The organism is Pantoea sp. MQR6 (assembly GCF_022761075.1).
GTDB lineage: Bacteria > Pseudomonadota > Gammaproteobacteria > Enterobacterales > Enterobacteriaceae > Pantoea > Pantoea phytostimulans.
This window is the reverse complement of sequence record NZ_JAKYXB010000007.1, coordinates 33,739-58,528: the sequence shown is the minus strand read 5'-3', so window position 1 is coordinate 58,528 and position 24,790 is coordinate 33,739. Positions and strand designations below refer to the sequence as shown.

24 protein-coding genes are annotated in these 24,790 nt (G+C 52.2%); 15 read left to right on the top strand and 9 right to left on the bottom strand.

Features of this window, described 5'->3' with window-relative positions; genetic code table 11:
• Nucleotides 1–63: 63 nt before the first annotated feature.
• The gene (gene greB, locus MUG06_RS20445; RefSeq protein ID WP_243079862.1) at nucleotides 64–537 is read right to left on the bottom strand and encodes a transcription elongation factor GreB; all 474 of its coding nucleotides are present in this window, start codon (nucleotides 535–537) and stop codon (nucleotides 64–66) included.
• A gap of 159 nt (nucleotides 538–696) precedes the next feature.
• The gene (gene yjbE, locus MUG06_RS20440; RefSeq protein WP_243079861.1) at nucleotides 697–942 is read right to left on the bottom strand and encodes an exopolysaccharide production protein YjbE; all 246 of its coding nucleotides are present in this window, start codon (nucleotides 940–942) and stop codon (nucleotides 697–699) included.
• Nucleotides 943–1,484: 542 nt separating this feature from the next.
• Here yjbE and ompR point away from each other — a divergent pair.
• Both ompR and envZ read left to right on the top strand, forming a co-directional pair.
• Nucleotides 1,485–2,204 (top strand): two-component system response regulator OmpR, encoded by a 720-nt coding sequence (ompR, locus tag MUG06_RS20435; protein WP_001157751.1) that lies wholly within the window; start codon nucleotides 1,485–1,487, stop codon nucleotides 2,202–2,204.
• Nucleotides 2,201–3,562 carry a two-component system sensor histidine kinase EnvZ gene (gene envZ / locus MUG06_RS20430; RefSeq protein ID WP_243079860.1) on the top strand — a complete coding sequence of 454 codons (1,362 nt, stop codon included), beginning with the start codon at nucleotides 2,201–2,203 and terminating at the stop codon, nucleotides 3,560–3,562. The genes ompR and envZ overlap by 4 nt, the downstream gene beginning before the upstream one ends.
• A 35-nt stretch (nucleotides 3,563–3,597) precedes the next feature.
• Here the strand turns inward: envZ and pckA are convergent, their stop codons facing one another.
• The 5 genes from pckA to MUG06_RS20405 all read right to left on the bottom strand — a co-directional run bounded on the left by pckA (nucleotide 3,598) and on the right by MUG06_RS20405 (nucleotide 9,684).
• Complete coding sequence (pckA, locus tag MUG06_RS20425) at nucleotides 3,598–5,217, bottom strand: phosphoenolpyruvate carboxykinase (ATP) (RefSeq protein ID WP_243079859.1); 1,620 nt, start codon at nucleotides 5,215–5,217, stop codon at nucleotides 3,598–3,600.
• 284 nt (nucleotides 5,218–5,501) lie between these two features.
• A complete protein-coding gene (gene hslO / locus MUG06_RS20420) occupies nucleotides 5,502–6,368 on the bottom strand; it encodes an Hsp33 family molecular chaperone HslO (RefSeq protein ID WP_215845383.1) in 867 nt (288 codons plus the stop codon).
• Between the two features lie 51 nt (nucleotides 6,369–6,419).
• A complete protein-coding gene (hslR, locus tag MUG06_RS20415; RefSeq protein ID WP_215845384.1) occupies nucleotides 6,420–6,821 on the bottom strand; it encodes a ribosome-associated heat shock protein Hsp15 in 402 nt (133 codons plus the stop codon).
• Nucleotides 6,822–6,834: 13 nt separating this feature from the next.
• Entirely contained in the window at nucleotides 6,835–7,482 is a 648-nt protein-coding gene (gene yrfG / locus MUG06_RS20410; protein WP_243079953.1) for a GMP/IMP nucleotidase, read from the bottom strand.
• Nucleotides 7,483–7,548: 66 nt separating this feature from the next.
• Nucleotides 7,549–9,684 carry an intracellular growth attenuator family protein gene (locus MUG06_RS20405; protein ID WP_243079858.1) on the bottom strand — a complete coding sequence of 712 codons (2,136 nt, stop codon included), beginning with the start codon at nucleotides 9,682–9,684 and terminating at the stop codon, nucleotides 7,549–7,551.
• Nucleotides 9,685–10,073: 389 nt separating this feature from the next.
• Here MUG06_RS20405 and nudE point away from each other — a divergent pair, with 389 nt between their 5' ends.
• Nucleotides 10,074–10,655 carry an ADP compounds hydrolase NudE gene (gene nudE, locus MUG06_RS20400; protein WP_243079857.1) on the top strand — a complete coding sequence of 194 codons (582 nt, stop codon included), beginning with the start codon at nucleotides 10,074–10,076 and terminating at the stop codon, nucleotides 10,653–10,655.
• Nucleotides 10,656–10,725: 70 nt separating this feature from the next.
• Here the strand turns inward: nudE and mrcA are convergent, their stop codons facing one another.
• Complete coding sequence (gene mrcA / locus MUG06_RS20395; RefSeq protein WP_243079856.1) at nucleotides 10,726–13,275, bottom strand: peptidoglycan glycosyltransferase/peptidoglycan DD-transpeptidase MrcA; 2,550 nt, start codon at nucleotides 13,273–13,275, stop codon at nucleotides 10,726–10,728.
• A 117-nt stretch (nucleotides 13,276–13,392) separates the two neighbouring features.
• Between mrcA and pilM the strand changes: the two genes are divergently transcribed.
• The 12 genes from pilM (at nucleotide 13,393) to trpS (ending at nucleotide 23,253) form a co-directional block, all read left to right on the top strand.
• Entirely contained in the window at nucleotides 13,393–14,199 is an 807-nt protein-coding gene (gene pilM / locus MUG06_RS20390) for a pilus assembly protein PilM (RefSeq protein WP_243079855.1), read from the top strand.
• Complete coding sequence (locus MUG06_RS20385) at nucleotides 14,199–14,741, top strand: PilN domain-containing protein (protein WP_243079854.1); 543 nt, start codon at nucleotides 14,199–14,201, stop codon at nucleotides 14,739–14,741. Before pilM ends, MUG06_RS20385 begins: the two co-directional genes overlap by 1 nt.
• Entirely contained in the window at nucleotides 14,734–15,228 is a 495-nt protein-coding gene (locus MUG06_RS20380) for a hypothetical protein (protein WP_243079853.1), read from the top strand. Before MUG06_RS20385 ends, MUG06_RS20380 begins: the two co-directional genes overlap by 8 nt.
• Nucleotides 15,218–15,601 (top strand): HofP DNA utilization family protein, encoded by a 384-nt coding sequence (locus MUG06_RS20375; protein ID WP_243079852.1) that lies wholly within the window; start codon nucleotides 15,218–15,220, stop codon nucleotides 15,599–15,601. The genes MUG06_RS20380 and MUG06_RS20375 overlap by 11 nt, the downstream gene beginning before the upstream one ends.
• Nucleotides 15,540–16,808, top strand: coding sequence for a DNA uptake porin HofQ (gene hofQ / locus MUG06_RS20370; RefSeq protein ID WP_243079851.1), 1,269 nt, complete (start codon nucleotides 15,540–15,542; stop codon nucleotides 16,806–16,808). Before MUG06_RS20375 ends, hofQ begins: the two co-directional genes overlap by 62 nt.
• 364 nt (nucleotides 16,809–17,172) lie before the next feature.
• On the top strand, nucleotides 17,173–17,694 hold the full coding sequence (gene aroK, locus MUG06_RS20365; protein WP_243079850.1) for a shikimate kinase AroK: 522 nt from the start codon (nucleotides 17,173–17,175) through the stop codon (nucleotides 17,692–17,694).
• A 38-nt stretch (nucleotides 17,695–17,732) separates the two neighbouring features.
• Nucleotides 17,733–18,821, top strand: coding sequence for a 3-dehydroquinate synthase (aroB, locus tag MUG06_RS20360; protein ID WP_243079849.1), 1,089 nt, complete (start codon nucleotides 17,733–17,735; stop codon nucleotides 18,819–18,821).
• A gap of 70 nt (nucleotides 18,822–18,891) precedes the next feature.
• Nucleotides 18,892–19,914 (top strand): SPOR domain-containing protein, encoded by a 1,023-nt coding sequence (locus MUG06_RS20355; RefSeq protein ID WP_243079848.1) that lies wholly within the window; start codon nucleotides 18,892–18,894, stop codon nucleotides 19,912–19,914.
• 94 nt (nucleotides 19,915–20,008) lie between these two features.
• Nucleotides 20,009–20,821, top strand: coding sequence for an adenine-specific DNA-methyltransferase (dam, locus tag MUG06_RS20350; RefSeq protein WP_215845392.1), 813 nt, complete (start codon nucleotides 20,009–20,011; stop codon nucleotides 20,819–20,821).
• Nucleotides 20,822–20,887: 66 nt separating this feature from the next.
• Nucleotides 20,888–21,571: a ribulose-phosphate 3-epimerase gene (gene rpe / locus MUG06_RS20345; protein WP_243079847.1), complete on the top strand. Its 684-nt coding sequence runs from the start codon at nucleotides 20,888–20,890 to the stop codon at nucleotides 21,569–21,571.
• Entirely contained in the window at nucleotides 21,555–22,232 is a 678-nt protein-coding gene (locus tag MUG06_RS20340) for a phosphoglycolate phosphatase (protein WP_215845393.1), read from the top strand. Before rpe ends, MUG06_RS20340 begins: the two co-directional genes overlap by 17 nt.
• 16 nt (nucleotides 22,233–22,248) lie before the next feature.
• Nucleotides 22,249–23,253 (top strand): tryptophan--tRNA ligase, encoded by a 1,005-nt coding sequence (gene trpS / locus MUG06_RS20335; RefSeq protein WP_215845394.1) that lies wholly within the window; start codon nucleotides 22,249–22,251, stop codon nucleotides 23,251–23,253.
• Nucleotides 23,254–23,396: 143 nt separating this feature from the next.
• Here trpS and cysG read toward each other — a convergent pair whose 3' ends face one another.
• Nucleotides 23,397–24,761 (bottom strand): siroheme synthase CysG, encoded by a 1,365-nt coding sequence (gene cysG, locus MUG06_RS20330; protein ID WP_243079846.1) that lies wholly within the window; start codon nucleotides 24,759–24,761, stop codon nucleotides 23,397–23,399.
• Nucleotides 24,762–24,790: the final 29 nt, after the last annotated feature.

Sequence of the window (24,790 nt, the reverse complement as noted above, 5' to 3'; positions counted from 1 at the left end):
TTATACGGATTGATGGTTGAAATTGCCAGCGATGCGGGCGCCTTTAGGCGATATTCTGAATCGCTATTCCAGATAATTAATTTCGTTGACGTACCACAGCGCGGGGCCGATTGGCGTCTCTACCGTTGCGGCATCGCCGACCTCTTTTTTCAGCAACGCGCGCGCCATGGGTGAGTCGATAGAGATGTAATCTTTGCGGCCAAAAATCTCGTCGTAACCGACGATACGAAAGCGTTTCGTCTCACCGGCATCATTCTCAACTTCTACCCACGCGCCAAAAAAGACTTTGCCATCCTGCTGCGGTGAATAATCTACGATGCGTAACTGCTCAATGCTTTTGGTGAGATAACGGACTCGACGATCAATTTCACGCAGGCGTTTTTTGTTGTATTGATAATCAGCGTTTTCGCTGCGATCGCCCAGGCTGGCGGCCCAGGTCACTTTCTTAGTAACTTCGGGTCGCTCTTCGCGCCAGAGATAATCGAGTTCGGCTTTCAGCTGGTTAAAGCCTTCGCGGGTAATAAGTCGGGTTTTCATACAGCAGCAGCCAAAAGTGTTTAAAGAAGCGCAGTGTAAAACAAATGCAGGTTGGCAAAAAAGAGTCGGGGAAAGGGTTTTTAAAGGTTAAAAACCCACGTTGACTTCCCCGGTGGCGAAACTGGCTAACACAGAAAGGGTATTCTAAACGTGGTTTAATTATTTTCCGGCCTGAGTCGACGTGGTGGTTGATGTGCCATTACCGTGGCCATCACCGCCGCCGCCCGCGGTTGCGAGCGCAACGCCAAACAGCGCGGCGACTGCACCCACGCCAATGGCGTTTGAGTTACCTTGTGCCGTGGTCGACGCTTGTGCACCTGCGGCTTCACCTGTTGCCGTAGCGGCATAAACCGGGTTAACACTGGTCAGCGCCAGCGCACTCAGCAGTAATACGATTTTTTTCATAGTTTTATCCCCGTAATGACATCGCAAAGCGTGATGCCAATGCAGTCTGAGTGAAATTATTCAGGGCGAAAAGATGACTTTACTGATTGATTTATTGGGCTTTAACCGATATTGGTCTTGAAGGGCAAGGCGTTGAAATTAATCCGAGAGGGGAAATGTGAATAAGCGCTAATTAGCGGGATTTTATGCTGATATTTTGCTTCAGAAGTGGCTTAAATGGAGTTCACAGGGATCGAAAGCTCGCGTTTAAGTCAAATTATCTGCTAACTCGCTGAATTTCATGCTCGAATAAAAATCGGCTTCATTATGGCGCCAGTGAATCAAAGAAAATTTGGCGAAATTTCGGAATTGTTGGAAACATCTCAACCCGCTGTTAAACGAGCTTTTTACGCTCCAGCGAAGCGGTAAATTTAAATATAAGCTCCTGTTTAATATGCTTTGTAACAATTTCGGCTAGAATATAAACCATTAATGACTGTCACTATAAGGCATGTTTTTTTAACAATATCGGCTCAGGCAATAGCGCCTTTGGGAGTACAAAAATGCAAGAGAACTACAAAATTCTGGTCGTGGATGATGATATGCGTTTGCGCGCGCTGCTCGAACGCTATCTCACCGAGCAGGGCTTTCAGGTGCGCAGTGTCGCTAACGCCGAACAGATGGATCGTTTGTTAACCCGCGAATCTTTTCACCTGATGGTGCTGGATTTGATGCTGCCGGGCGAAGATGGTTTGTCGATCTGCCGCCGTTTGCGCAGCCAAAGTAATCCAATGCCGATCATTATGGTGACGGCAAAAGGGGAAGAGGTTGATCGCATCGTTGGATTAGAAATTGGCGCGGATGACTACATTCCAAAACCGTTTAATCCACGTGAACTGCTGGCGCGTATTCGTGCTGTGCTGCGTCGTCAGGCCAACGAATTGCCGGGCGCGCCTTCGCAGGAAGAAGCGGTAATCGCCTTTGGTAAATTCAAGCTGAACCTGGGTACGCGCGAAATGTTCCGTGAAGATGAGCCGATGCCATTAACCAGCGGTGAGTTTGCGGTATTGAAAGCGCTGGTTAGCCACCCGCGTGAACCGTTATCGCGTGATAAGTTGATGAACCTGGCGCGTGGCCGCGAATACAGCGCCATGGAACGTTCTATCGACGTACAGATCTCCCGCCTGCGCCGTATGGTGGAAGAAGATCCGGCGCACCCGCGCTATATCCAGACCGTTTGGGGTTTGGGCTACGTCTTTGTGCCGGACGGCAGTAAAGCATGAGGCGGCTGCGCTTCTCGCCCCGCAGTTCCTTTGCCCGCACTTTGCTGTTGATCGTTACCTTGCTGTTTGTCAGCCTGGTAACGACCTATCTGGTGGTGCTTAACTTCGCCATTCTGCCAAGTTTGCAGCAGTTCAATAAAGTCCTCGCTTACGAAGTTCGTATGTTGATGACAGACCGATTGCAGCTGGAAGATGGGACGCAGTTAGAAGTGCCACCGGCGTTTCGTCGGGAAATCTATCGCGAGCTGGGTATTTCGCTCTACACCAACGCGGCAGCAGAGGAGGGCGGATTGCGTTGGGCGCAGCACTATGAATTTCTCAGTGAACAAATGGGCCAGCAACTCGGTGGTCCAACCGATGTGCGGGTTGAAGTTAACAAAAATTCGCCGGTCGTGTGGCTGAAAACCTGGCTGTCGCCCGATATCTGGGTGCGTGTGCCGCTGACCGAGATCCATCAAGGCGACTTCTCGCCACTGTTCCGTTACACCTTAGCCATCATGCTGCTGGCGATTGGTGGCGCCTGGCTGTTTATTCGTATTCAGAACCGACCCTTGGTCGATTTGGAACACGCCGCGTTGCAGGTGGGTAAAGGCATGATTCCGCCGCCGCTGCGCGAATATGGCGCTTCAGAAGTGCGTTCGGTGACGCGTGCTTTTAACCAAATGGCGGCGGGCGTGAAGCAGCTGGCTGACGATCGCACATTACTGATGGCGGGTGTCAGCCACGATCTACGTACGCCGCTGACGCGTATTCGTCTCGCAACCGAGATGATGAGCGAGCAGGATGGTTACCTTGCCGAGTCGATTAACAAAGACATCGAAGAGTGTAATGCCATCATCGAACAGTTCATCGACTACCTTCGCACGGGTCAGGAGATGCAAACCGAGCGTGCCGATTTGAACAGCGTGTTAGGTGAAGTTGTCGCAGCAGAAAGCGGCTACGAGCGCGAGATTGAAAATGCGGTGATGCCAGAAGAGCTGATGCTCAATATCAACCCACTTTCGATTAAGCGTGCATTAGCGAATCTGGTGGTGAATGCGGCACGCTACGGCAACGGCTGGATAAAAGTGAGTAGTGGCCATGAACTGCATCGCGCGTGGTTTCAGGTTGAAGATGATGGTCCGGGCATTAAGCCCGATCAGCTTGCGCATCTGTTCCAGCCCTTTGTACGCGGTGACAGTGCACGCAGCACCAGCGGCACCGGTTTAGGCTTAGCGATTGTACAGCGCATTATTGATGCGCATCAGGGTTCACTGGAAATTGGTGAAAGCGAACGCGGAGGGTTACGCATTCGAGCCTGGTTGCCGTTAGTCGAAACACCCGCTCCGGCCGTCACCAGCCTGAGCGTACCAAGCTAAATCAGGCGCGGCAGTGATCGCCGCGCCTCTGTTTTTTAGCGTTGTGGACCCGCGTTTACCAATGCGGCGCCTGCAGCGTTATCGGTATATTTCTCGAAGTTAACAATAAAGCGCTGCGCCAGATCCTGCGCGGCTTCATGCCATTTCTCTTCGCTTTCCCAACTGCTGCGGGGATCCAGCTTCGAGGCATCCAGATCACCCAAGCTTTTCGGCATCTGCAGATTGAAAATCGGCAGTGTTTCAGTGGGTGCATCATCCAGCTCGCCGGCCAAAATCGCGTTGATGATGGCGCGGGTATCTTTCAGCGAGATGCGTTTACCGCTGCCGTTCCAGCCGGTATTGACCAGATAAGCCTGCGCGCCCGCGGCTTCCATGCGCTTCACCAGTACCTCAGCGTACTGAGTGGGATGCAACATCAGAAAGGCGGCACCAAAACAAGCAGAGAAGGTTGGTGTCGGCTGCGTGACGCCGCGTTCCGTACCCGCCAGCTTAGCGGTAAAGCCAGAAAGGAAGTGATACTGCGTTTGCTCTGGCGTTAAGCGCGAAACGGCTGGCAGAACGCCGAAGGCATCAGCCGTCAGGAAGATCACTTTCTTTGCGTGTCCCGCTTTAGATACGGGTTGAACGATGTTGTCGATGTGATTGATTGGGTAGGAGACGCGGGTATTCTCAGTTTTGCTGCCGTCGGCATAGTCCACGCTGCCATCGGCGCGTACCACCACGTTTTCCAGCAAGGCATTGCGGCGAATAGCACGGTAAATTTCCGGCTCGGCCTGCTCAGAAAGGTTGATGGTTTTGGCGTAGCAACCCCCTTCGAAGTTAAACACGCCGTCATCATCCCAGCCATGTTCATCATCACCAATCAGCTGGCGATCAGGATCGGTCGACAGCGTCGTTTTACCGGTACCGGAAAGACCAAAGAACACCGCTACATCGCCCGCTTTGCCGACGTTTGCCGAACAGTGCATAGAAGCAATACCCTTGAGTGGCAGCAAATAGTTCATTACCGCAAACAGGCCTTTCTTCATCTCGCCACCGTACCAGCTTCCGCCAATCAGTTGCATGCGTTCAGTGAGATTGAAAGCAATGAAATTCTCAGAGTTCAGGCCCTGTTCTTGCCAGTTTGGATTGGTACATTTAGCGCCATTCATGACCACGAAATCGGGCTTAAAGGTCGCCAGTTCCTCTTCATTTGGCTGAATGAACATGTTCTTAACAAAGTGCGCTTGCCACGCGACTTCGGTAATAAAGCGTACGCTTAAACGTGAATCGGGGTTGGCACCACAAAAGGCATCAATTACAAATAAACGTTTCCCGGACAGCTGCTGCGTGACACAGGTTTTCAACGCTTGCCAGGTTTCCTGAGAAAGCGGCTGGTTGTCATTTTTGCCGGTTCCCTGATCGTTCCACCACAGGGTATCGCGCGTGGTGTCATCACGAACGATGTACTTATCCTTGGGCGAGCGACCGGTGAAAATACCCGTATCCACCGCAATTGCGCCGCTGTGCGTCAGGGTGCCACGTTCAAAACCTTCGAGTTCCGGGCGAGTCTCTTCCTGAAATAGCGTGTCGTAATCAGGGTTATAAACCACTTCCGTAGTATCAATGATGCCCATGTCGGCAAGGTCTTGCGAGGTCAGGCCGTTAACGCGCATTTTACTGCTCCTCAAATCAGTATCTGTTCTGCAAAGGCAGAGAAAGGTTGGAGTCATGCAGTTTTCATGCCGTCATTTTTCAGGCAACTGCACGATCGCGCGCAGTTTACTCTTCTGAAACCTCGGTAAAAGTCTTGTTCCTCAGAAATGCGACGCAGGGCGCGTTAAGGTGATATTTCGAACGTTTTGAAGTTGTTAAGAAAGTAAAAAAAGATAATTTGCTTTGAAAATTATGGGGATAGGTGGCAGGAATTGAAAAGGGCGGCAAGGCCGCCCGCAAAAAATTAGTGCAAACGATCGCTGTTTTCGACCGTATTGGTGCGGATAGCCGCAATGTCTACTGCATCAAAAATGTAATGCGACCCGCAATAATCACAGTGCATGTCGATTTTGCCATCTTCTTCAATGATCTCATCGACTTCTTCCTGTGGTAGCGTTTTTAACACATCACCACAACGCTCGCGCGAACAGGTACATTTGTAAACGACTGGCTGCGGTTCATAAACGGTGGCTTCTTCCTGATGATATAAACGCCACAGCACGTCGTTGGCTGGCAGGTCAATCAGCTCTTCGGTTTTGATGGTTTCGGTGAGCGCTGCAAGATGATCAAAATCGTCTTTATTGGTCTCTTGTGCAGGCATGACTTGTAGCAGGATGCCTGCCGCGCCTTTTTCATTGGTACGAATAAACAGACGCGTAGGCAGCTGTTCAGAACGCATGAAATAATCTTCCAGACACTCGGCCAGCGTTTCACCTTCCAGACCCACTACGCCTTGATAACGCTCGCCTTTTTCTGGCGAAATAGTGATGACCAGATAACCGTTGCCCACCATGCTTTTCAGTGTGCTGTCATCGGGGATTTCACCTTTAAAACGTGCTACGCCGCGCAGTTCCTGGTTATTGTTGCCGTTGATCACCGCCAGCGACAGCGGGCCATCGCCCTGCAGCTGTACGGTAATTTCACCGTCAAATTTCAGCGTTGCGGTCAGCAGGCTGGTTGCAACCAGCATTTCGCCCAATAGCGTCTGCACTGGCGCAGGATAATCATGATTTTTAACGGTCTCATGCCAGGTATTGGAGACGTTCACCAGCTCGCCGCGCACGGCCGCGTTTTCAAACAGGTAACGATGCAGTTGATCTTGTACAGACATAGGTTTTCTCTCGGTGAGGGCGAGGCGTTTCAGCGCCTGAAAGGTGTAGCGCTACTCATCGCCCGATAATTTAAATTTCATCAGATCGCGACGCTCTTTTTTATCTGGTCGGCGATCGGGATGTGGCATCGTGAGTGCATTCATTTTGCGCGCCTGCGCCATTTTCTCGCGCTTCTCAATGCTGGCGTCGGTTTCACGATACAGTTGTTGTGCTTCACTGGCGGGACGACGCTGATCGCTTACGTCCATAATCACCACGGTGCGTTCGTCATTGCCCTGCCGCAGCGTCAACTCAGCATTCAGCTCAACCAGTTTGCTGGGTTTGCTGCGCTGGCCGTTGTAATGCACTTTGCCGCCTTCAATCATTTCACGCGCGATTGAGCGGGTTTTATAAAAGCGCGCGGCCCATAACCATTTGTCGAGGCGCACGCCCTCGCTAACTTTTTCTTTCATCGCTGCTCCTGAATCAAATCAGCGTGCGGTAATCGCTTACTGCGACATGACGCTGAAAGAGTTGCTCAGGTCGACCCGAATCGGGATTACTCACGCCTAAGCACCAGCCAATGCCCCAAACCTTTGCGGCATCCAGAATCGCTTCGTTGTCATCAATAAACAGCGTACGCGGACTAATAAATCCGGTTTGCTGTTGTACCGCTTGCCATAAACGTTGGTCTTCTTTCGGATACCCAAAGGTGTGGGTAGAAAGTAATAAATCAAGGTGTGGCGCTAAACCGGTTTGAGCCAGTTTGACGTCCAGATTGTAAGGATGCGCATTGGTGAGCAAAATGGTGCGCTTGCCGGCGCGACGAAGAGCCTGCAAAAAAGGCAGCGTATCTTCGCGCATCTTAGCGCGGCTGCGCTTCTCCCAGGTCATGGCACGAATATCCAGCGCCAGCTCCTGCGCCCAATAATCCAGACAATACCAGTTTAGCGTATGCGCGACGGCCTGATACTTTTCCGCAATGATCTGCTCGGCCTGCGCCAGCGTAATACCCCGTTGCAGGCTGAGTGCTTCCGGTACATGCTCCAACCAAAAATGGCGATCAAACGCCAGATCAAGCAGCGTGCCGTCCATATCGAGCAGCACGGTATCAATTTCAGACCAGTCGAACATCATTGGTTTAACCCCGAAGCTTTACCCGAAAAAATTGGGCAACAGGGTAGCACAGAAGGAGAGGGCTCAGAATAACGAGCGCACGCTCTGTATAGAGCCGAGGTTATGATTGAAGCACTTATCGTAATAGTGCTGGATGTCGGTCATGCGCTGTCGATTAAGGTGCATGCGGCGTAGCGCCAGCAAACCGTTAATGATCCCGCAAGTCACCAGCACCAGCAGCAGCAGCGCGGTGCCGAGATAGCGCCACTGCGCCATCGCGTCAGGTTCGTTATGCAGGGCAATGTGACGCGTGCCGTTCGCATCGGTGGTGATGCTGGTAATAATACCATTGGCGCTAAAGGGAGTGTGCAGCAACATAGCGGACAAACGCTGCAGCTCATTCCACTGCGAAGGTGCATCCAGATCAAACAGTGACACACCCGGCTGCGGCTGATTCACTAACTGACGACCCTCATCGCTGACAATCAAGAAACCACCCGGCGGCGGGCTATTCAGATTTTCAGACGCACGACGCGTTTCACGGAAGAAGAAAGTCGATGTGGCGGTATTAACCAGGTTTTCCAGCGCTTCAGCGCTGACCGGACGCAGCAGCACGTTCATCCCATTCAACTGGCCCGAGTCCGCGCGACGTACCAGCGCTTCCCAGTCTTTTGCATTGCCCAGGTTAACCAGCGCATTTTTCAGACGTACGCAATCTTGCTGCTGACTACAGAGATCTTGTGTTTTCAGGACTAAATCTGAGAAATCGTCTAACAAAATCATGCCCGATTTTTGAATGGCTGAAGCCAGTTGCGGGTTGAGTTTGGGATCGGTATTGGTTTCCGGGTGCAACTGTCGGGTAGTGGTATCCAGCAGCGCAGCCGCTTTATCAATAATATCTGATTGCGGCTGGGGTAACGGCGTGGCGTTGTTCCAGTAAACGGCTGAGCAATCGAATGGCATGTAAGCGTAGCTGCGATTGCTTTGATAATTATCAGGCACTGAACACATGCCTGTACCGCTGACCTTCAGGCTGTCACCAATATTGAGAGCAACGCCATTAAGTTTATCTACGCTGCTGACTTGCAGGCTATCGGTGCCTTTCGCCCAGGCAAGGCTGAGCTTGATCGGCATGCTAAGTGGAACCCAGGTTACCAGTAGCGTCAGCACCAGCAGCGACCCGCATGCCAGTACCACGTTCTTACGCCAGCGTTGAATCGGAAAATTTTTGACTTCGTCCTGCAGAGAAAGAAAACGTCCCTGACGCACGACTTGTCGATTGAGGTAGATCTCGACATCAGTCACCTGGCCCAAATCGTGGGCGACGTAAGGCAGCCAGTGTGGCGGATAGGTTAAATCAATAATGCCTAGCGTGATGTTGCTCTGCTCTTGATTAGATTCGCCAAACAAGCCCCAGCGTTTAGGTGCGCCACGCAAACAGTGAATGTCACGCAGGCTACTTTCAGCGGGAAAGCGATACAACAACCACAGGCTAACGCCAATCATGGCGCATCCAGCCAGCAGCAGCCAGATCATCAAACTCGTGGGAAGCAGCAGACTGACAAAAAACAGCAAAAAGGCCAACGAGATAGTCACGGCTTCGCGTGTGCCATCCGGGCGGGAGAGACGATACTCTTCCGGCGTCTCTTTGCGCACCTGCAGTAGCTCAACGTTCTCACTTTCCGCTTTACGAATGGAGGCGTTGGTGGACATGGGCCGCATCAACGTCGGCAGGGCAGATTGATTTAAGGCGTAATCAATCAGCGAGTGGCCATTAAGCGAAATAACCAAAGGAATGGATTGGGTGCGAATCAGCTCAACGTAGTTCTCGTCGGCGATGTATTGTTCCCATAATGGCGGCAGATGAACTTCGACTTCATCCAGATAATAACGCCACTTGTGCGGATCGTCGGTCGATAAACCGTAGCGCGTAATTGCACGGGTAACGGGATAGACATTATTGCTTTGCGCGGTTAGCGCGATTTTGCCATTGCTAGGGCGTTTCTCGCCGGGCAAAGCATCGCGCGGCTGCTTTTCCAGTGTCGCGACATATTTTTCAACGGCGATGCGTTCTTCATCAGAGAGTTTTCTGCAAGGCGGACTGATAAATGGCAGTGGTTTCGCCAACGGCGGGCGATGCCGCATAGCGTACCAAAATCCGATGCCTGCCAAAATTGAACAGGTTAGCACTACGGCCAATAGGGTAATTATTGTGCTCATGCTTTGCTCAATTCAGCCAAAATACTGCCTTCACGTTAAATACGCACTCCTGGATGCTCCCACAAGTTAAGACAAATTATGCGGGAATAAACAACGCTGACAAGTTAAACACCAGATGAAATACTGCTGCAAATCATTTAATTAGAAGTTTTTACAACATGCCTTGTCGGAATGGTAACTGGCAAATGCTTAATTAAATATCGGTATTATCTGAATTTTAAAGTGGAGCATTGACTAATTAAAAATAGTGTTCAGTAGTAACCTAAGAGGTTTATGGCATTGTGCTGACGCTTCCTGCTTCCCCCGATTAACTGACTGTCGCACATTTGGACGCGGTTAGGTATGCTGATCCGCTCCTGACCGCTAGTGCAGCAATGTTTGAGGCTGATATGAAAAATACGTTAAAAAAACCTGACATCCTCAAGGTGGAAACTGTGGCGCGCTCGCGGCTATTCACGATCGAAGCGGTCAATTTAACCTTCAGTAACGGTGCTCATCGCGTTTACGAACGCATGAAACCTTCGGAACGTGAAGCCGTAATGATCGTGCCCATCGTGGATGATCATCTAATTTTGATTGAGGAATATGCCGTCGGGCTGGAAAGCTACGAGCTCGGTTTTCCTAAAGGCTTAATTGATCCGGGCGAGTCGGTGAATGAAGCGGCCGATCGAGAGCTGAAAGAAGAAGTAGGCTTTGGCGCGGGTGAGCTGACGTCGCTTGGCAAACTCACCATGGCACCTTCTTACTTCTCCAGCAAAATGAATATTGTGGTGGCGGAAGGCTTGTATGAAGAGAAGCTGGAAGGGGATGAGCCGGAACCGTTAATCGTGCGCCGCTGGCCTCTGAGCGACATGCTTTCGCTGTTGCAGGAGCCCGACTTCCGCGAAGCACGCAACGTCAGCGCGCTGTTTATGGTGCGTGAATGGCTGGTGAAGCAGGGCCGTATTCAATACGAAACTTCAAAAAGCTAAGGCATAAAAAAAGGCTGACATCGTCAGCCTCGGCATTCGGAAGGGACGACGTTAGTCGTCCCTTTTTACATCAGAACAGCTCATGACTTTGGCCATTATCCATGATGGTAGTACCAACATCATGGACAGAATACTCAGTAGGCTGCGTGCCATTAATGAAGAATTCCTGACGCGTATTTCCGCCGTTAGCCAGTTTGCCGGTGTTACGGTCGATAGTGACCGTAACCACGCCATCGGGAGGTGTTAACGGTTGCACCGGTACGCCATCCAGCGCGGCTTTCATATAGTCGTCCCACGCCGGTTGCGCACTCTTCGCGCCGCCTTCATAACCAGAAATCTGATCGGGAATCGCACCAGACAAGGTGCTACGACCCAAATCGCGACGTGCATCATCAAAGCCAATCCACACCGACGTGACTACGCCCGGGCCGTACCCTGAGAACCACGCATCTTTTGAGCTGTTAGTGGTACCCGTTTTACCGCCGATATCATTACGCTTCAGATCGCGTGAGGCGCGCCAGCCCGTTCCCATCCAGCCCGGTTCGCCAAATATATTGGTGTTAAGCGCGCTCTTGATCAGGAACGACAGCGGGGTATTAACCACATGTGGCGCATATTGCTGATCGCCATTTTGCTGTGACTGAGTGGGAACCTGCTCCAGTTCCGGCTGCGGCACTGCACTGTTTTGATTCTGATCGGAAGCCGCGACGTTTTCGACGCTCTCCTCGTTTAACGCGAGGGCTTTCTTCGTATCACCATAAATCACCGGCAGATTGCACTGCGGACAGGCAATTTTTGGCTTCTCTTCAAACAGGGTTTGTCCCTGTTCATCCTCAATCTTTTTGATGAAATAAGGATTGATCAGGAAGCCGCCGTTCGCCATGACTGAATATCCACGTACCACCTGCAGAGGCGTAAACGAGGCTGCACCCAACGCCAGCGATTCGGTATGAACAATGTTTTGTGCAGGGAAGCCGAAGCGCTGTAAATACTCAGCAGCATAATCAACACCCATTGCACGCATTGCTCGCACCATCACGACGTTTTTCGACTGACCTAAACCCTGACGCAGACGAATCGGGCCGTCGTAGGTTGGCGGTGAGTTTTTCGGACGCCAGTCCGCACCTGCGCCTGCATCCCAGCGCGAAATCGGTACGTCATTCAGAATTGAAGCCAGCGTTAAACCGCGATCCATCGCTGCGGTATACAAGAACGGTTTGATGTTTGAACCGACCTGACGCAGCGCCTGAGTTGCGCGGTTAAACATGCTCTGATTGAAGTCAAATCCACCCACCAGTGCACGAACTGAACCGTCTGTCGGATCGAGTGAAACCAGCGCAGAGTTCACATCTGGTACCTGTCCCAGCCACCAGCTGTCACCGACTTTGCGTACCCAGATTTGCTGCCCGGCCTGTAACACTTGCGTCACGCTCTTCGGCGTTGGCCCTTGCAGCGTGTCTGATTTATAAGGACGCGCCCAGCGCACGCTGGCCAGCGTTAACGACACGTTGGTGCCATCTTTCATTATGGCTGTGGCTTCATCGCTGTTCGCATTGGTGACCACCGCCGGAATCAGCGGACCGTAAACCGGCAACTTTTTCAGTGCTTTTTCGATTTCCGTCTGGTTCAGTGCGGGTTCACCCACTCGCCACAACACATTGGTTGGGCCGCGATAGCCATGACGCATATCGTAAGCCATCACGTTGTTGCGCACCGATTCCTGCGCAGCTTGCTGCAGTCGACGCGTCACGGTGGTGTAAACCTTGAATCCTTCGGTATAGGCATTTTCGCCGTACCGCTTCACCATTTCCTGACGCACCATTTCGCTGAGATAGGGTGCGGAGAAGGCGATTTCCGGTCCGTGATATTTGGCCACCAGCGGTGTGTTGTGCGCTTCATCATACTGCTGCTGGGTGATGTAATGCTGATCCAGCATACGGGCCAGCACCACGTTGCGGCGCGACAGCGCGCGGCTGTGAGAGTAGAGCGGGTTAAAGGTAGACGGCGCTTTTGGCAGACCGGCAATCATCGCCATTTCGCTCAAGGAAAGCTGATCCACTGGCTTACCGAAATAGACCTGTGCAGCAGCACCCACGCCATACGCGCGATAGCCGAGGTAGATCTTATTCAGGTAAAGCTCAAGGATTTCATCTTTCGTCAGCAGCTGTTCAATGCGGATCGCCAGAAATGCTTCTTTGATTTTACGCATCAAGGTGCGTTCAGGGCTAAGGAAAAAATTACGGGCGAGCTGCTGAGTAATGGTACTTGCACCTTGCGAAGCGTGGCCAGAGACCAGCGCAATGCTGACGGCACGAAATATCCCGATCGGATCGACGCCATGATGCTCATAAAAGCGGCTGTCTTCGGTCGCGATAAACGCTTTTACCATCTCAGGCGGCACCTGTTGCAAGCTCAGTGGAATACGGCGCATCTCACCATATTGAGCCATCAATTCGCCGTCTGCGCTGTAAACCTGCATTGGGGTTTGCAGGCGCACATCTTTCAGTGTGTTTACGTCGGGTAACTGCGGCTCTATGTACTTAAAAAGACCATAAACCGAGCCGACTCCCAGCAAAATGCAACACACTGCAAGGATCAATAAATACTTTACGAACTTCACCTGAGATTTCCCATCTGTTGTCAATTGGGCAGTTTATAAACAACCGCGCGGTAGTATAAAGGCAAGCCAGACGCTTTGATATGTCCATTTTCCCCTGACGATAAGGAGATCGCGCGCATGGCTTTTCACACATGGCAAATTGGACTGGATATTCAGAATAGGCAGCTTTGTGCCCTCGCCATCCAGCCTCGTCGAGAAGGCTGGAAGTTGTGCCACTGGTGGCAGCAGCGGCTGCCGCAAGATACGTTAAGAAACGGCGTGCTGCAATCTTCGCCTGAATTAGTCGCGGCGTTAACCACATGGCGCAAGCGCTTACCGCAGCGCTATTCGCTACGCGTTGCACTGCCTGATCATCTGATACTGCAACGGCCTTTGCCGCTGCCAACACAATTGCTGCGAGAACCCGCAATGCGGCGTTACGTTCAGGCCGCGGCGCGAAAACTGTTTCCCATTGAGCCGGAGGCGCTGGCGCTTGATTACCGTGCCGATCCCGCGAGCGGCCAGCTCTGCGTCACGGCGGCGCGGCAAGCCGTGGTTGAACAGTGGTATGCACCGTTACACCAGGCAGGGTTACAACCCGCGGTATTTGAACTGACTTCTCAGGCATTTAATGTGACAGCTAAAGCCGCCAGGTTACCTGTAAATGGCGTACTGGTTTTACGTCATGAGACGCGCTGGCTGTGGAGCAATGGCGCCGCAAGCCACGGCACTAGCGAACTCGCCACGCTGGCAGAACTGCAACAGCAGTTACTGCCGCAAGGTATCAATATCCGATTATGTGATAACAGAGAAATTGCCCTTTCCGCTGGCGCAGAGCCGTTTTCCCCCTTCGATTTGTTTTACTATAAGCAGCCACCAATGCCGGAATACGCCAGCGATTTTACGCTCGCTGCTGGACTTGCTTTACGTGCGGAGGATCGCTGATGGTCGCAGTGAATCTTCTGCCCTGGCGTCAGTTGCACTGGCAGCGTCAGCGGCGACAAAGCTTCAGTATTGTTTCGCTGTTGCTGTCTGCCATTGTGTTACTCGTTGCGCTACAGGCGTGGCGTACGCATTCGATTTCGCAAGCCGCGCTTCAGCAACAAGAGACGCTACGCACGGCATTGGATGAGATCGCTCAACGCCTGACGCTGCAAAAACAGGCGATGCAACGGCTGGCTACGCAGCAAAAGCGGCTGGATAACCAGCAAATTCAGATTCAACAGCTTGCCCGCTGGCAACAATTTTGGCTCGATTTACCGGCCTTACTGCCTGACACGCTCTGGCTTCAACGGCTGGAAATGCGCGACCTCCAGCTATTTTTAGAGGGGCATGCGCAGGATATGCAGGCAATTCGCGCTTTCCGTCATCAACTGGCGAATTATCCACTTTTCACTTTAGTGCAGCAGGGCAGCGTAAAGCGCCAGTCAGAAGGACATTATCGTTTCTCATTGCGGGCGCAACTGCAGGAGATAACCGATGAATGAGTGGATACAGCGCTGGTTAAATCTGAGTACATTGCCGCGCTATATCCTGTTAATGGCGGCAGCGCTGAGTTTGCTACTCATTTGCTGGATAGCGATATTGCGTCCGCTAAAAGTAGCCCAGAGCGCATTGCTGCTTTCTCTGGAACAGCAGCAACATAGCTTGCAACGGCGTCAACACCAGCTTGCGCAAAATCCCTCACTGGAAACATTGCAACAACAGTGGGTGCAAGCATCGGCGCAGTTGCGTTCCGCTTCTTCAGCCCCCGCGTTAGAAGCCCTTTTAGCGGCGCGGGGTCAGCAACTGGAACAATGGCAGCCGGATGCTCAACCGCGAGCGTTAACATTGCATCTTCAGTGGGCGCAATTTCAGCCGCTGTTCGCCGAAATGGCTACATCTTCTGCGCCGTTTCCTCAGCGTTTTCAGTTGGCTATGCAGCAGACGCACTTAGTGGCTGAACTTTGGCTGGAGCATGAAGATGCACCGTAGCCTGCTCCTTTTACTGCTGTGTTGTTGCAGCGTGCTGGCACGCGATCCGTTTCAACCTGTTCTGGATACAGCCTGTGTTCAGCCAATTGAACCGCTAGCGGGCTGGCGCTTGCAGGGCATCATTGGCCGTGACAACCATTTCCAGGCATGGCTGCTCGCCCCACAGGGAAAAGCCGTCAAAGTACATACAGGTGATCCTTTTCCGCTTGTGCCGTGGAGAGTGAAGACATTAACGCGGCATAGCGTCTCGCTGAGCGTTGAAAACAGCTGCTCAATGCAAACAATCTCATTCCAATTAAAAGGACGCGCACGTGATAAGGACGATCATTTTAACGTTGGCCTTGTGTTGTCTGACGCCAGCCTTCGCCAATGATGAAAAACTCAGCCTTGCCTTTGATGATGCACCGGTGGAGCGCATTTTACAGGCGCTGGCTGATTATCAAGGTATCAATCTGCTGATCGCACCCGACGTACAAGGTGCTCTCACGCTGCGGCTGGATGATATGCCTTGGTCCCAGGCGTTGGATCTGGTTTCACGTATGGCGCGCCTGACGCTGATTGAAGAGGAGAACGTCCTACTGGTTTATCCCGAAAGCTGGCAGCAGCAACAGCAGAAAGAGGAAAAAGCGCAGCAGGAAGAGAAGCAACATCAGCTACCCTTGAAACAGCGTCGTGTCGTGCTGCATTACGCTAATGCCAGCGATGTGCATCGCAGCCTGCAGGGAGAACGCCAGTCATTGATGACGCCGCGCGGCAGCGCCACTGTCGATAGTCGTACTAACACGTTGCTGTTACGCGATACCGAGGCGGCGTTGAAAGAAACTGAGCGCTGGCTGCAAGCGCTAGATGTGCCGCTGGAGCAGGTGGAGCTGGCCGCGCATATTGTGACCATCAGTGAGGAGCATTTGCATGAGTTGGGTGTGAACTGGGGTTTGCACACTGCCGAAGGTGCTGTGATTAATGCCTTACGCAATCCTCAACTGAATATACCCCTTGCTATCAATGCGGCTGGCGTAAGCGTCGGCGTTACGCTGGCACGAATCGGTGGACAATTGCTTGACCTGGAGCTAAGCGCGCTGGAACAAGAGAATCAAATCGAAATCATTGCCAGTCCACGTTTGTTTACGTCTCATCAGCAAACCGCTTCTATTAAGCAGGGCACTGAAATTCCTTATGAAGTATCAGCGGGAAACAGCGGTGCGACCAGCATTGAGTTCAAAGAAGCGGTGCTGGGCATGGAAGTCACGCCGACGGTGTTGGGCAATGGGCGCATTCAGCTGAAAATTCGCATCAGTCAGAATGTGCCGGGCCGCAGCATTAAAACGGGTGAAACCGAGGTGCTTTCCATTGATAAACAAGAGATTGAAACGCAAGTGACGTTGAAAGATGGTCAGACGCTAGCGCTCGGTGGTATTTTTCAGCAGCAGCGAAGCCGGGGGCAAAATCAGCTGCCACTACTCGGTGATATACCGCTATTAGGCGCGCTGTTTCGTCAACAAACGGAAGAGCGTAAAAAAAAGGAGCTGGTTATCTTTATTACACCGCGATTGGTCAGGGAAGCAGCGCTTACCGCCGGATAAACCGGAAAATAGCGCCCTAAATGCCATCTACGTTGACGCAGCGCAGGAATTAGCATACAAGGTTTAGCGATTTTCAATACGTTGTAACCGTCCATGTTGGTTAAAATCCAGCAAAGGAATCAGTAATCTCCTCTGAAAGCCGCGTTGTAAAAACGCAGTGCTGACGCGTTACAGTTTCGCGAACGACAGGCCAATTCAGAAATGGATGTGCTGCAAGCAATATAATCGGTTGCCAAACAGCCTTGAGTGTTGAGATAATTTTCCATCTGACTCTTGCTAATGCTCATGAGGTCTCAGTTCCTGTCCCGCCAGCGAGAAGCTGAACGCGGGGTATCATTAACGAATTCTTAGTAATACCGACAAAATGGCAGAGAAACGCAATATCTTTCTGGTTGGGCCGATGGGTGCCGGCAAAAGCACTATTGGCCGTCAGTTGGCTCAGCAACTCAATATGGAGTTTTTCGATTCCGATCAGGAAATTGAGCGACGCACCGGAGCGGATGTGGGCTGGGTTTTTGATGTCGAAGGCGAAGATGGCTTTCGCGATCGCGAAGAAAAAATCATTAATGAACTGACCGAGAAGCAAGGCATTGTCCTGGCGACGGGCGGTGGTTCCGTTAAATCCCGAGAAACCCGTAATCGTCTCTCCGCCCGCGGTGTCGTGGTGTATTTAGAAACCACTATCGAGAAGCAACTGGCGCGCACGCAGCGTGACAAAAAACGTCCGCTGTTGCAGGTGGATTCACCGCCACGCGAAGTGCTTGAAGCGCTGGCTGGCGAACGTAATCCGCTGTATGAAGAGATCGCTGATGTCACCATCCGTACTGATGATCAGAGTGCGAAAGTGGTGGCGAATCAGATTATCCACATGTTGGAAAAAAGTTGATCCAACACCCAAAAGCTCTGTAACAGGTATTGAGCATCATGGAGAAGATCACTGTTTCATTGGGGGAACGTAGTTACCCCATCACTATCGCCGCCGGACTGTTTAACGATCCGGCTTCTTTTTGGCCGTTAAAGGCAGGCGATAATGTCATGCTGGTAACTAACCAGACATTGGCACCGCTCTACCTTGAGAAACTGTCGACGCTGTTGACAGCGGCGGGCGTGAAAGTGGATCAGGTGATTTTACCCGACGGCGAGCAATACAAAACGCTCGCCGTGATGGATCAAGTCTTTACAGCATTGCTGCAAAAACCGCATGGTCGCGACACCACGCTCATCGCCTTAGGCGGCGGCGTGATTGGCGATCTAACCGGTTTCGCCGCCGCCAGCTATCAACGTGGCGTGCGCTTTATTCAGGTGCCGACCACCTTGCTGTCGCAGGTTGACTCCTCGGTAGGCGGCAAAACCGCTGTTAATCATCCGCTCGGCAAAAACATGATCGGGGCATTTTATCAGCCCGCTTCGGTGGTGATTGATACCGACTGTTTGCACTCACTGCCGCCTCGTGAACTGGCGTCGGGTCTGGCGGAAGTCATTAAGTACGGCATCATTCTTGATGGCAAATTTTTCACGTGGCTGGAGCGTAATCTTGACTTGCTGTTGACGCTGGATACGCAAGCTATGGCTTACTGTATTCGCCGCTGTTGTGAGTTAAAAGCAGAAGTCGTTGCGGCTGATGAACGTGAAAATGGTCAGCGTGCGCTGTTGAATCTGGGCCATACCTATGGCCACGCGATTGAAGCGCACATGGGTTACGGCAACTGGCTACACGGCGAAGCGATTGCGGCAGGCATGGTGATGGCCGCACGTACTGCTGAACGTTTAGGTCAGTTCAAAACAGACGATGTCGATCGTGTTATCGCTTTACTGCAGCGCGCTGGTTTACCCGTGCACGGCCCAGAAGAGATGAAAGCGGAAGATTATTTGCCCCATATGATGCGCGACAAGAAAGTGCTCGCCGGCGAATTGCGTCTGGTGTTGCCTTTGTCGATCGGCCGCTCTGAAGTGCGTAGTGGCGTGACTCATGATAGGGTGCTGGCTGCAATTAACGATTGCCAGAAATCTTGATATTTAGCAGTTAAGCGGTAAAGCGGCGCGTAAAAGCGTAACGCGATAACCGCTTTACGGAGGAGGCAAAATGGATGAGTTCAAACCGGAAGATGAGTTAAAACCTGACGCCAGTGACCGCCGTCCCTCGCGTCCACGCAAGTCGTCTTCTGCACCTAAAGTGCCGGTTTCCCGTCAACACATGATGATGGGTATCGGCATTTTGGTTTTGCTGCTGTTAGTGTTGGGCATTGGCTCGGCGTTAAACGGTTCAGACGAGAGCAAACCGGCGTCGACTGGAAACAATCCTGCATCTTCTGGCGGCTCTAACGCTACGGGTGACAGGAATATCGATCTTACCGAATCGACCTCCATGGCGGGCGGACAAAACACGCCTGCGACCGAGGCACCCGCGGAAAACAGCGCGCCTGTGGCGGATAATGCCAGCAGCGCGCCACGTGATGTCTCCATGCCAGCGGTCTCTTCTACACCAACGCAAGCCGCACCGGTAGAAGCGCCTGCGAACCAGCAGCGTGTTACTTTGCCAGGCGATCTCAACAGCGCGCTGAGCAATCAGCAGCAGCAAGTTGATAATGCTACCCAGAGCGCTACCAGCTCTTTGCCAACGGCGCCTGCGACGGTAAGCGGTAACGCAAATAGTGGAACAGCAGCGCCTGCTATCCGTCCAGCACCGGTAAAAAACAGCACGCCAGCGCGTGCTCAGCAGGAGCAGCCGCACAGAACTGCTTCGAAACCTGCGACCAGCGAAAGCAAAACACACACCACGCCAGCGCGTCCAGTAACCAGCGGTTCGGGCACCAGCAGCACGGCAAATAGCGCGAGCAGCACATCGCTGCCGGGCGGCAATTACACCTTGCAGTTGAGCGGGGCATCGCGAGCTGACAGCCTGAATGCCTGGGCGAAAAAGCAGAATTTAAGCAGTTATCACGTATACAAAACTACCCGTAACGGTCAGTCGTGGTTCGTACTGGTGAGTGGATCGTATGCGACACCAGCCGATGCCAAACGTGCCGTTGCCTCGCTGCCAGCCGGTGTGCGTGCGCAGAATCCATGGGTCAAACCGCTGAGCCAGGTTAAGAAAGAAGCCCAATAATAGATGTGGGGCCAGCGATGTTGGCCCCGTTTTAAGCGCAGATCTGCTGTCGGTCCAGCCACAGCCTTACCATAAGATGTATTACCACGACAGCATGAAGAAAAATCGCGCTTTCCTGAAATGGGCGGGAGGAAAATTTCCCTTAGTAGAAGAGATTCATCGCTACTTGCCGCAAGGCGACTGCCTGATTGAACCCTTTGTTGGTGCCGGATCGGTGTTTCTTAACACTGAATTTGATCGCTACATCCTTGCTGATATCAACAACGACTTAATCAATCTCTACAACATTGTCAAAAACCGCACGGCAGAATTTATTCGTGATGCACAGCTGTTATTCACCCCAGAAGGGAACAGCGAAGTCTGTTATTACCTGCGCCGTACCGAATTTAATCTCAGCACTGACAGCTATCAGCGTGCGCTGCTGTTCCTCTATCTGAATCGCCACTGCTACAACGGTTTGTGCCGTTATAACCTGCGCGGCGAATTCAACGTGCCCTTTGGTCGTTATCGCAAACCCTACTTTCCTGAAGCGGAACTGTTATGGTTTGCCGAACGCTCACAGAAAGCGACATTTGTCTGTGAGTCATACGATGTTACCCTGACCAATGCCCTTAAAGGCTCCGTGGTGTATTGTGATCCACCGTATGCACCGCTCTCGACAACGGCTAATTTTACGGCGTATCACACCAACAGTTTTAGCCTGCGTGAACAGCAGCATCTGGCGGAGTTGGCGGGCAAACTGGCGACTGAAAGCCAAATTCCTGTATTGATTTCCAATCACGATACTGCGCTAACGCGTTTGTGGTATCAGGATGCAGTGTTACATGTGGTTAAAGCCCGGCGTTCTATTAGCCGAAGCATAAGCGGTCGCACGAAGGTCGACGAACTGCTGGCGCTCTATAGCTAGTCTGTTTCGTCCGCGACCAACGCATTACGCCAACCGTATGGTTGGCCACAACAGTGGGAGAATCGGATGAAACAATATTTGCTGGCCCCTTCAATCCTTTCGGCGGATTTTGCCCGTCTGGGTGAAGATACCGCAAAAGCCCTGGCGGCTGGCGGCGACGTGGTTCACTTCGACGTCATGGATAACCATTACGTTCCCAATCTGACCATGGGGCCGATGGTGCTAAAAGCGCTGCGCGACTATGGCATCACCGCACCTATCGATGTGCATCTGATGGTGAAACCGGTCGATTCTCTGATCCCTGACTTTGCCAAAGCCGGCGCTACCTACATCACATTTCATCCGGAAGCCAGCGAGCACGTTGACCGTACGCTACAGATAATCAAAGAACATGGCTGTAAAGCGGGTCTGGTGTTTAATCCGGCAACGCCACTTAGCTATCTCGATTATGTAATGGATAAGCTAGACATCATTCTGTTGATGTCAGTGAATCCAGGCTTTGGTGGACAATCCTTTATTCCTGGTACGCTAGACAAGCTGCGCGAAGCACGTAAACGCATCGACCAGAGCGGCTACAACATCCGCCTGGAAGTTGATGGTGGCGTAAAGATTGATAACATTGGACAAATCGCTGCGGCGGGTGCCGACATGTTTGTCGCGGGTTCTGCCATTTTTGGTCATCCCGATTACAAAAAAGTGATTGATGACATGCGCAATGAACTGGAGAAAGCCAATGGCTCATTTCACTGATATTCGTGCGCTGGCCTTTGATCTTGATGGCACTCTGGTGCACAGCGCACCTGGTCTGGCGGATGCCATCGATCTTGCGCTGGCCGATTTAAAATTACCTGCCGCAGGTATTGAGCGCGTTTCTACCTGGATTGGTAATGGGGCCGACGTGATGATGTCGCGCGCGCTGACCTATGCGTTGGGCCGCGAGCCGCAACCCGATGAACAACGTGATGCGCGTGCGCTGTTTGACAAGCATTATGCTGACACGGTGGAAGCGGGCAGTACGCTGTTTCCACAAGTAAAAGCGACCCTGGAAGCGCTGCAAGCCAAAGGGATTCCGATGGCAATCGTGACTAACAAGCCAACGCCTTTTGTTGCGCCTTTGCTGGCATCCCTGGGTATTGCCGATGCGTTTCCGCTGGTGATCGGCGGTGATGATGTGATTGTGAAAAAACCGCATCCCGCAGCCATTTTCCTGGTGCTGGGTAAATTCGGTGTACTGCCCGGACAATTGCTGTTTGTCGGCGATTCTCGCAATGATATTCTCGCTGCCCAGGCGGCTGGCGTACCGAATATCGGCATGACGTTTGGCTACAACTATGGTGAACCCATTGCCACTAGCCAGCCCGATTTAACACTCGACTCTTTCGAAGAACTTTTGCCCGCTATCGGGCTGTAATTATCAGGACATAAGCATGAGCAAACCCATTGTTTTCAGCGGCGCACAGCCGTCCGGCGAACTGACCATTGGCAACTATATGGGTGCGCTGCGTCAGTGGGTGCAGATGCAGGATGATTTCCACTGCATTTACTGCATCGTCGATCTGCACGCCATCACCGTTCGTCAGGATCCTACTGCGCTGCGTAAAGCCACGCTGGATACGCTGGCGCTTTATCTCGCCTGCGGTATTGATCCTGAGAAAAGCACCATTTTTGTTCAGTCGCATGTGCCAGAACACACTCAGCTGAGCTGGATCCTGAACTGCTATGCCTACTTCGGCGAACTCAGCCGTATGACGCAGTTCAAAGATAAATCGGCGCGCTACGAAGAAAACATTAATGCGGGCTTGTTCGATTATCCGGTATTGATGGCAGCAGACATTCTGCTTTATCAAACTAATCAGGTGCCAGTAGGCGAAGATCAGAAACAGCATCTTGAGCTGAGCCGCGATATCGCGAGCCGCTTTAACGCGCTGTATGGTGATATCTTCAAAGTGCCTGAGCCGTTTATTCCAAAATCGGGCGCGCGCGTCATGTCGCTGCTTGAGCCGACCAAGAAAATGTCCAAGTCTGACGAAAACCGTAACAACGTTATCGGTCTGCTGGAAGATCCTAAGTCGGTGGTGAAAAAGATCAAACGTGCAATGACCGACTCAGCAGAACCGCCAGTGGTGCGTTATGACATTAAAGAGAAAGCGGGCGTTTCTAACCTGCTGGATATCTTGTCCGGCGTCACCGGCAAAACCATCGCCGAGCTGGAACAAGAGTTCGAAGGCAAAATGTATGGCCATCTGAAAGGCGCGGTTGCTGATGCGGTTTCTGGCATGCTTACAGAGTTGCAGGAGCGTTATAACCATTTCCGTAATGATGAAGCGTTGCTTGAACAGATCATGCGTGATGGCGCGAGCAAAGCGCGCGCGCAGGCACAAGAGACATTGAAAAAGGTGTATCAGGCTGTGGGGTTTGTTGCGCAGCCATAAGCGTTCATCGGTAAAAACAGAAACGGCGGGCTGAAATAGCCCGCCGTTTTTATTTATTCCGATTTTATTCGATGCAGCGAAAACTCAGCACCCTCCCAGAACAGGCGCGCATCACCCTCTTTCTGTACAGCATTTTGTCGTGCTTAAAACCAACGCAATGTTTCGCGTAAACTCACTACGCTGCCCACAATAATCAGGCTCGGGCTGATTACCTGCTGCGACAGTTCACCCAACTGTGCCAGCGTGCCGGTCACAACGCGTTGGCGAGCACTGGTGCCGTTTTCCACCAAGGCAACAGGCATATCGGCGCGCATTCCGTGCGTTAACAATTGCCGCTGAATTTCCGGGGCTTGCGCCAGCCCCATGTAAAACACCAGCGTCTGTTGCTCGGCAGCCAGTTTTTGCCAGCCGAGTTTGCCCTCTTTTTGTAGATGTCCAGTGACCAGCCGTACGCTTTGCGCATGATCGCGATGGGTAAGTGGAATGCCGCTATACGCTGCGCAGCCTGACGCAGCCGTGATACCTGGCACCACGCTAAACGGGATCTTATGTTGCGCCAGTACTTCCAGCTCTTCACCGCCTCGACCAAAGATAAACGGATCGCCGCCTTTTAATCGCACCACGCGTTTACCGCGCTGCGCCTGCTCCAACAGCAGCTGATTGATCTGATCCTGTGGAACGCAGTGATATCCGGCGCGCTTACCCACGAATACCCGCTCAGCGTCACGGCGTACCAGATTGAGAATGTCGTCTGATACCAGCCGATCATAAACAATGACATCGGCCTGCTGAATCTGTTGCAAACCTTTCAGCGTTAACAATCCCGCATCGCCCGGTCCGGCACCGACCAAAGCGACTTCACCTAGCGCTTCGGGCGCGGCATTGAATAACGTTTCCGTTATTTGTTGAGCGCGCGGGTTGTCGCCATTCGCCAGGGTTTGCGCCAGACGATCGCTATTGAAAAAGCGCTCCCAAAAATGGCGGCGCTGACCCATTGAATGAAATTCTGTTTTTACCCGAGCGCGTAGTTTACCGGCGAACTGCGCAAGTTGACCAAGATTCTGTGGCAGCATCGCTTCGAGTTTTTCGCGCAACAAGCGAGCCAACACCGGGGCAGATCCACCCGACGACACCGCAACCATCAGCGGTGAGCGATCAATAATTGATGGCATGATGGCGCTGGCCTGTTCGGGGGCATCGACCAGATTGCAGAAAATTTGTTGGGCTTCAGCGGTATCTGCCACCTGCTGATTGATGTTGTTGTCATTAGTCGCTGCGACAACCAGCCAGCAATTTTTTAACCAGCGGGGATCAAAATGGCCATCCAGTAAAGTCAGCTCTCCCTGTTGCGCCCAATGTTGGAAAGCCGGAGAGAAATCCAGCGCGCCGACATACAGGTCTGCGCCCGCTGCCAGCAGCAAACGCGCTTTGCGTTCTGCGACATCACCGCCGCCCACCAGTAAACAACGTTTACCTTGTAGACGACAAAACAGGGGGAAATACTCCATGAAAACTCCTGAAAAAAGCCCGCGTTAAG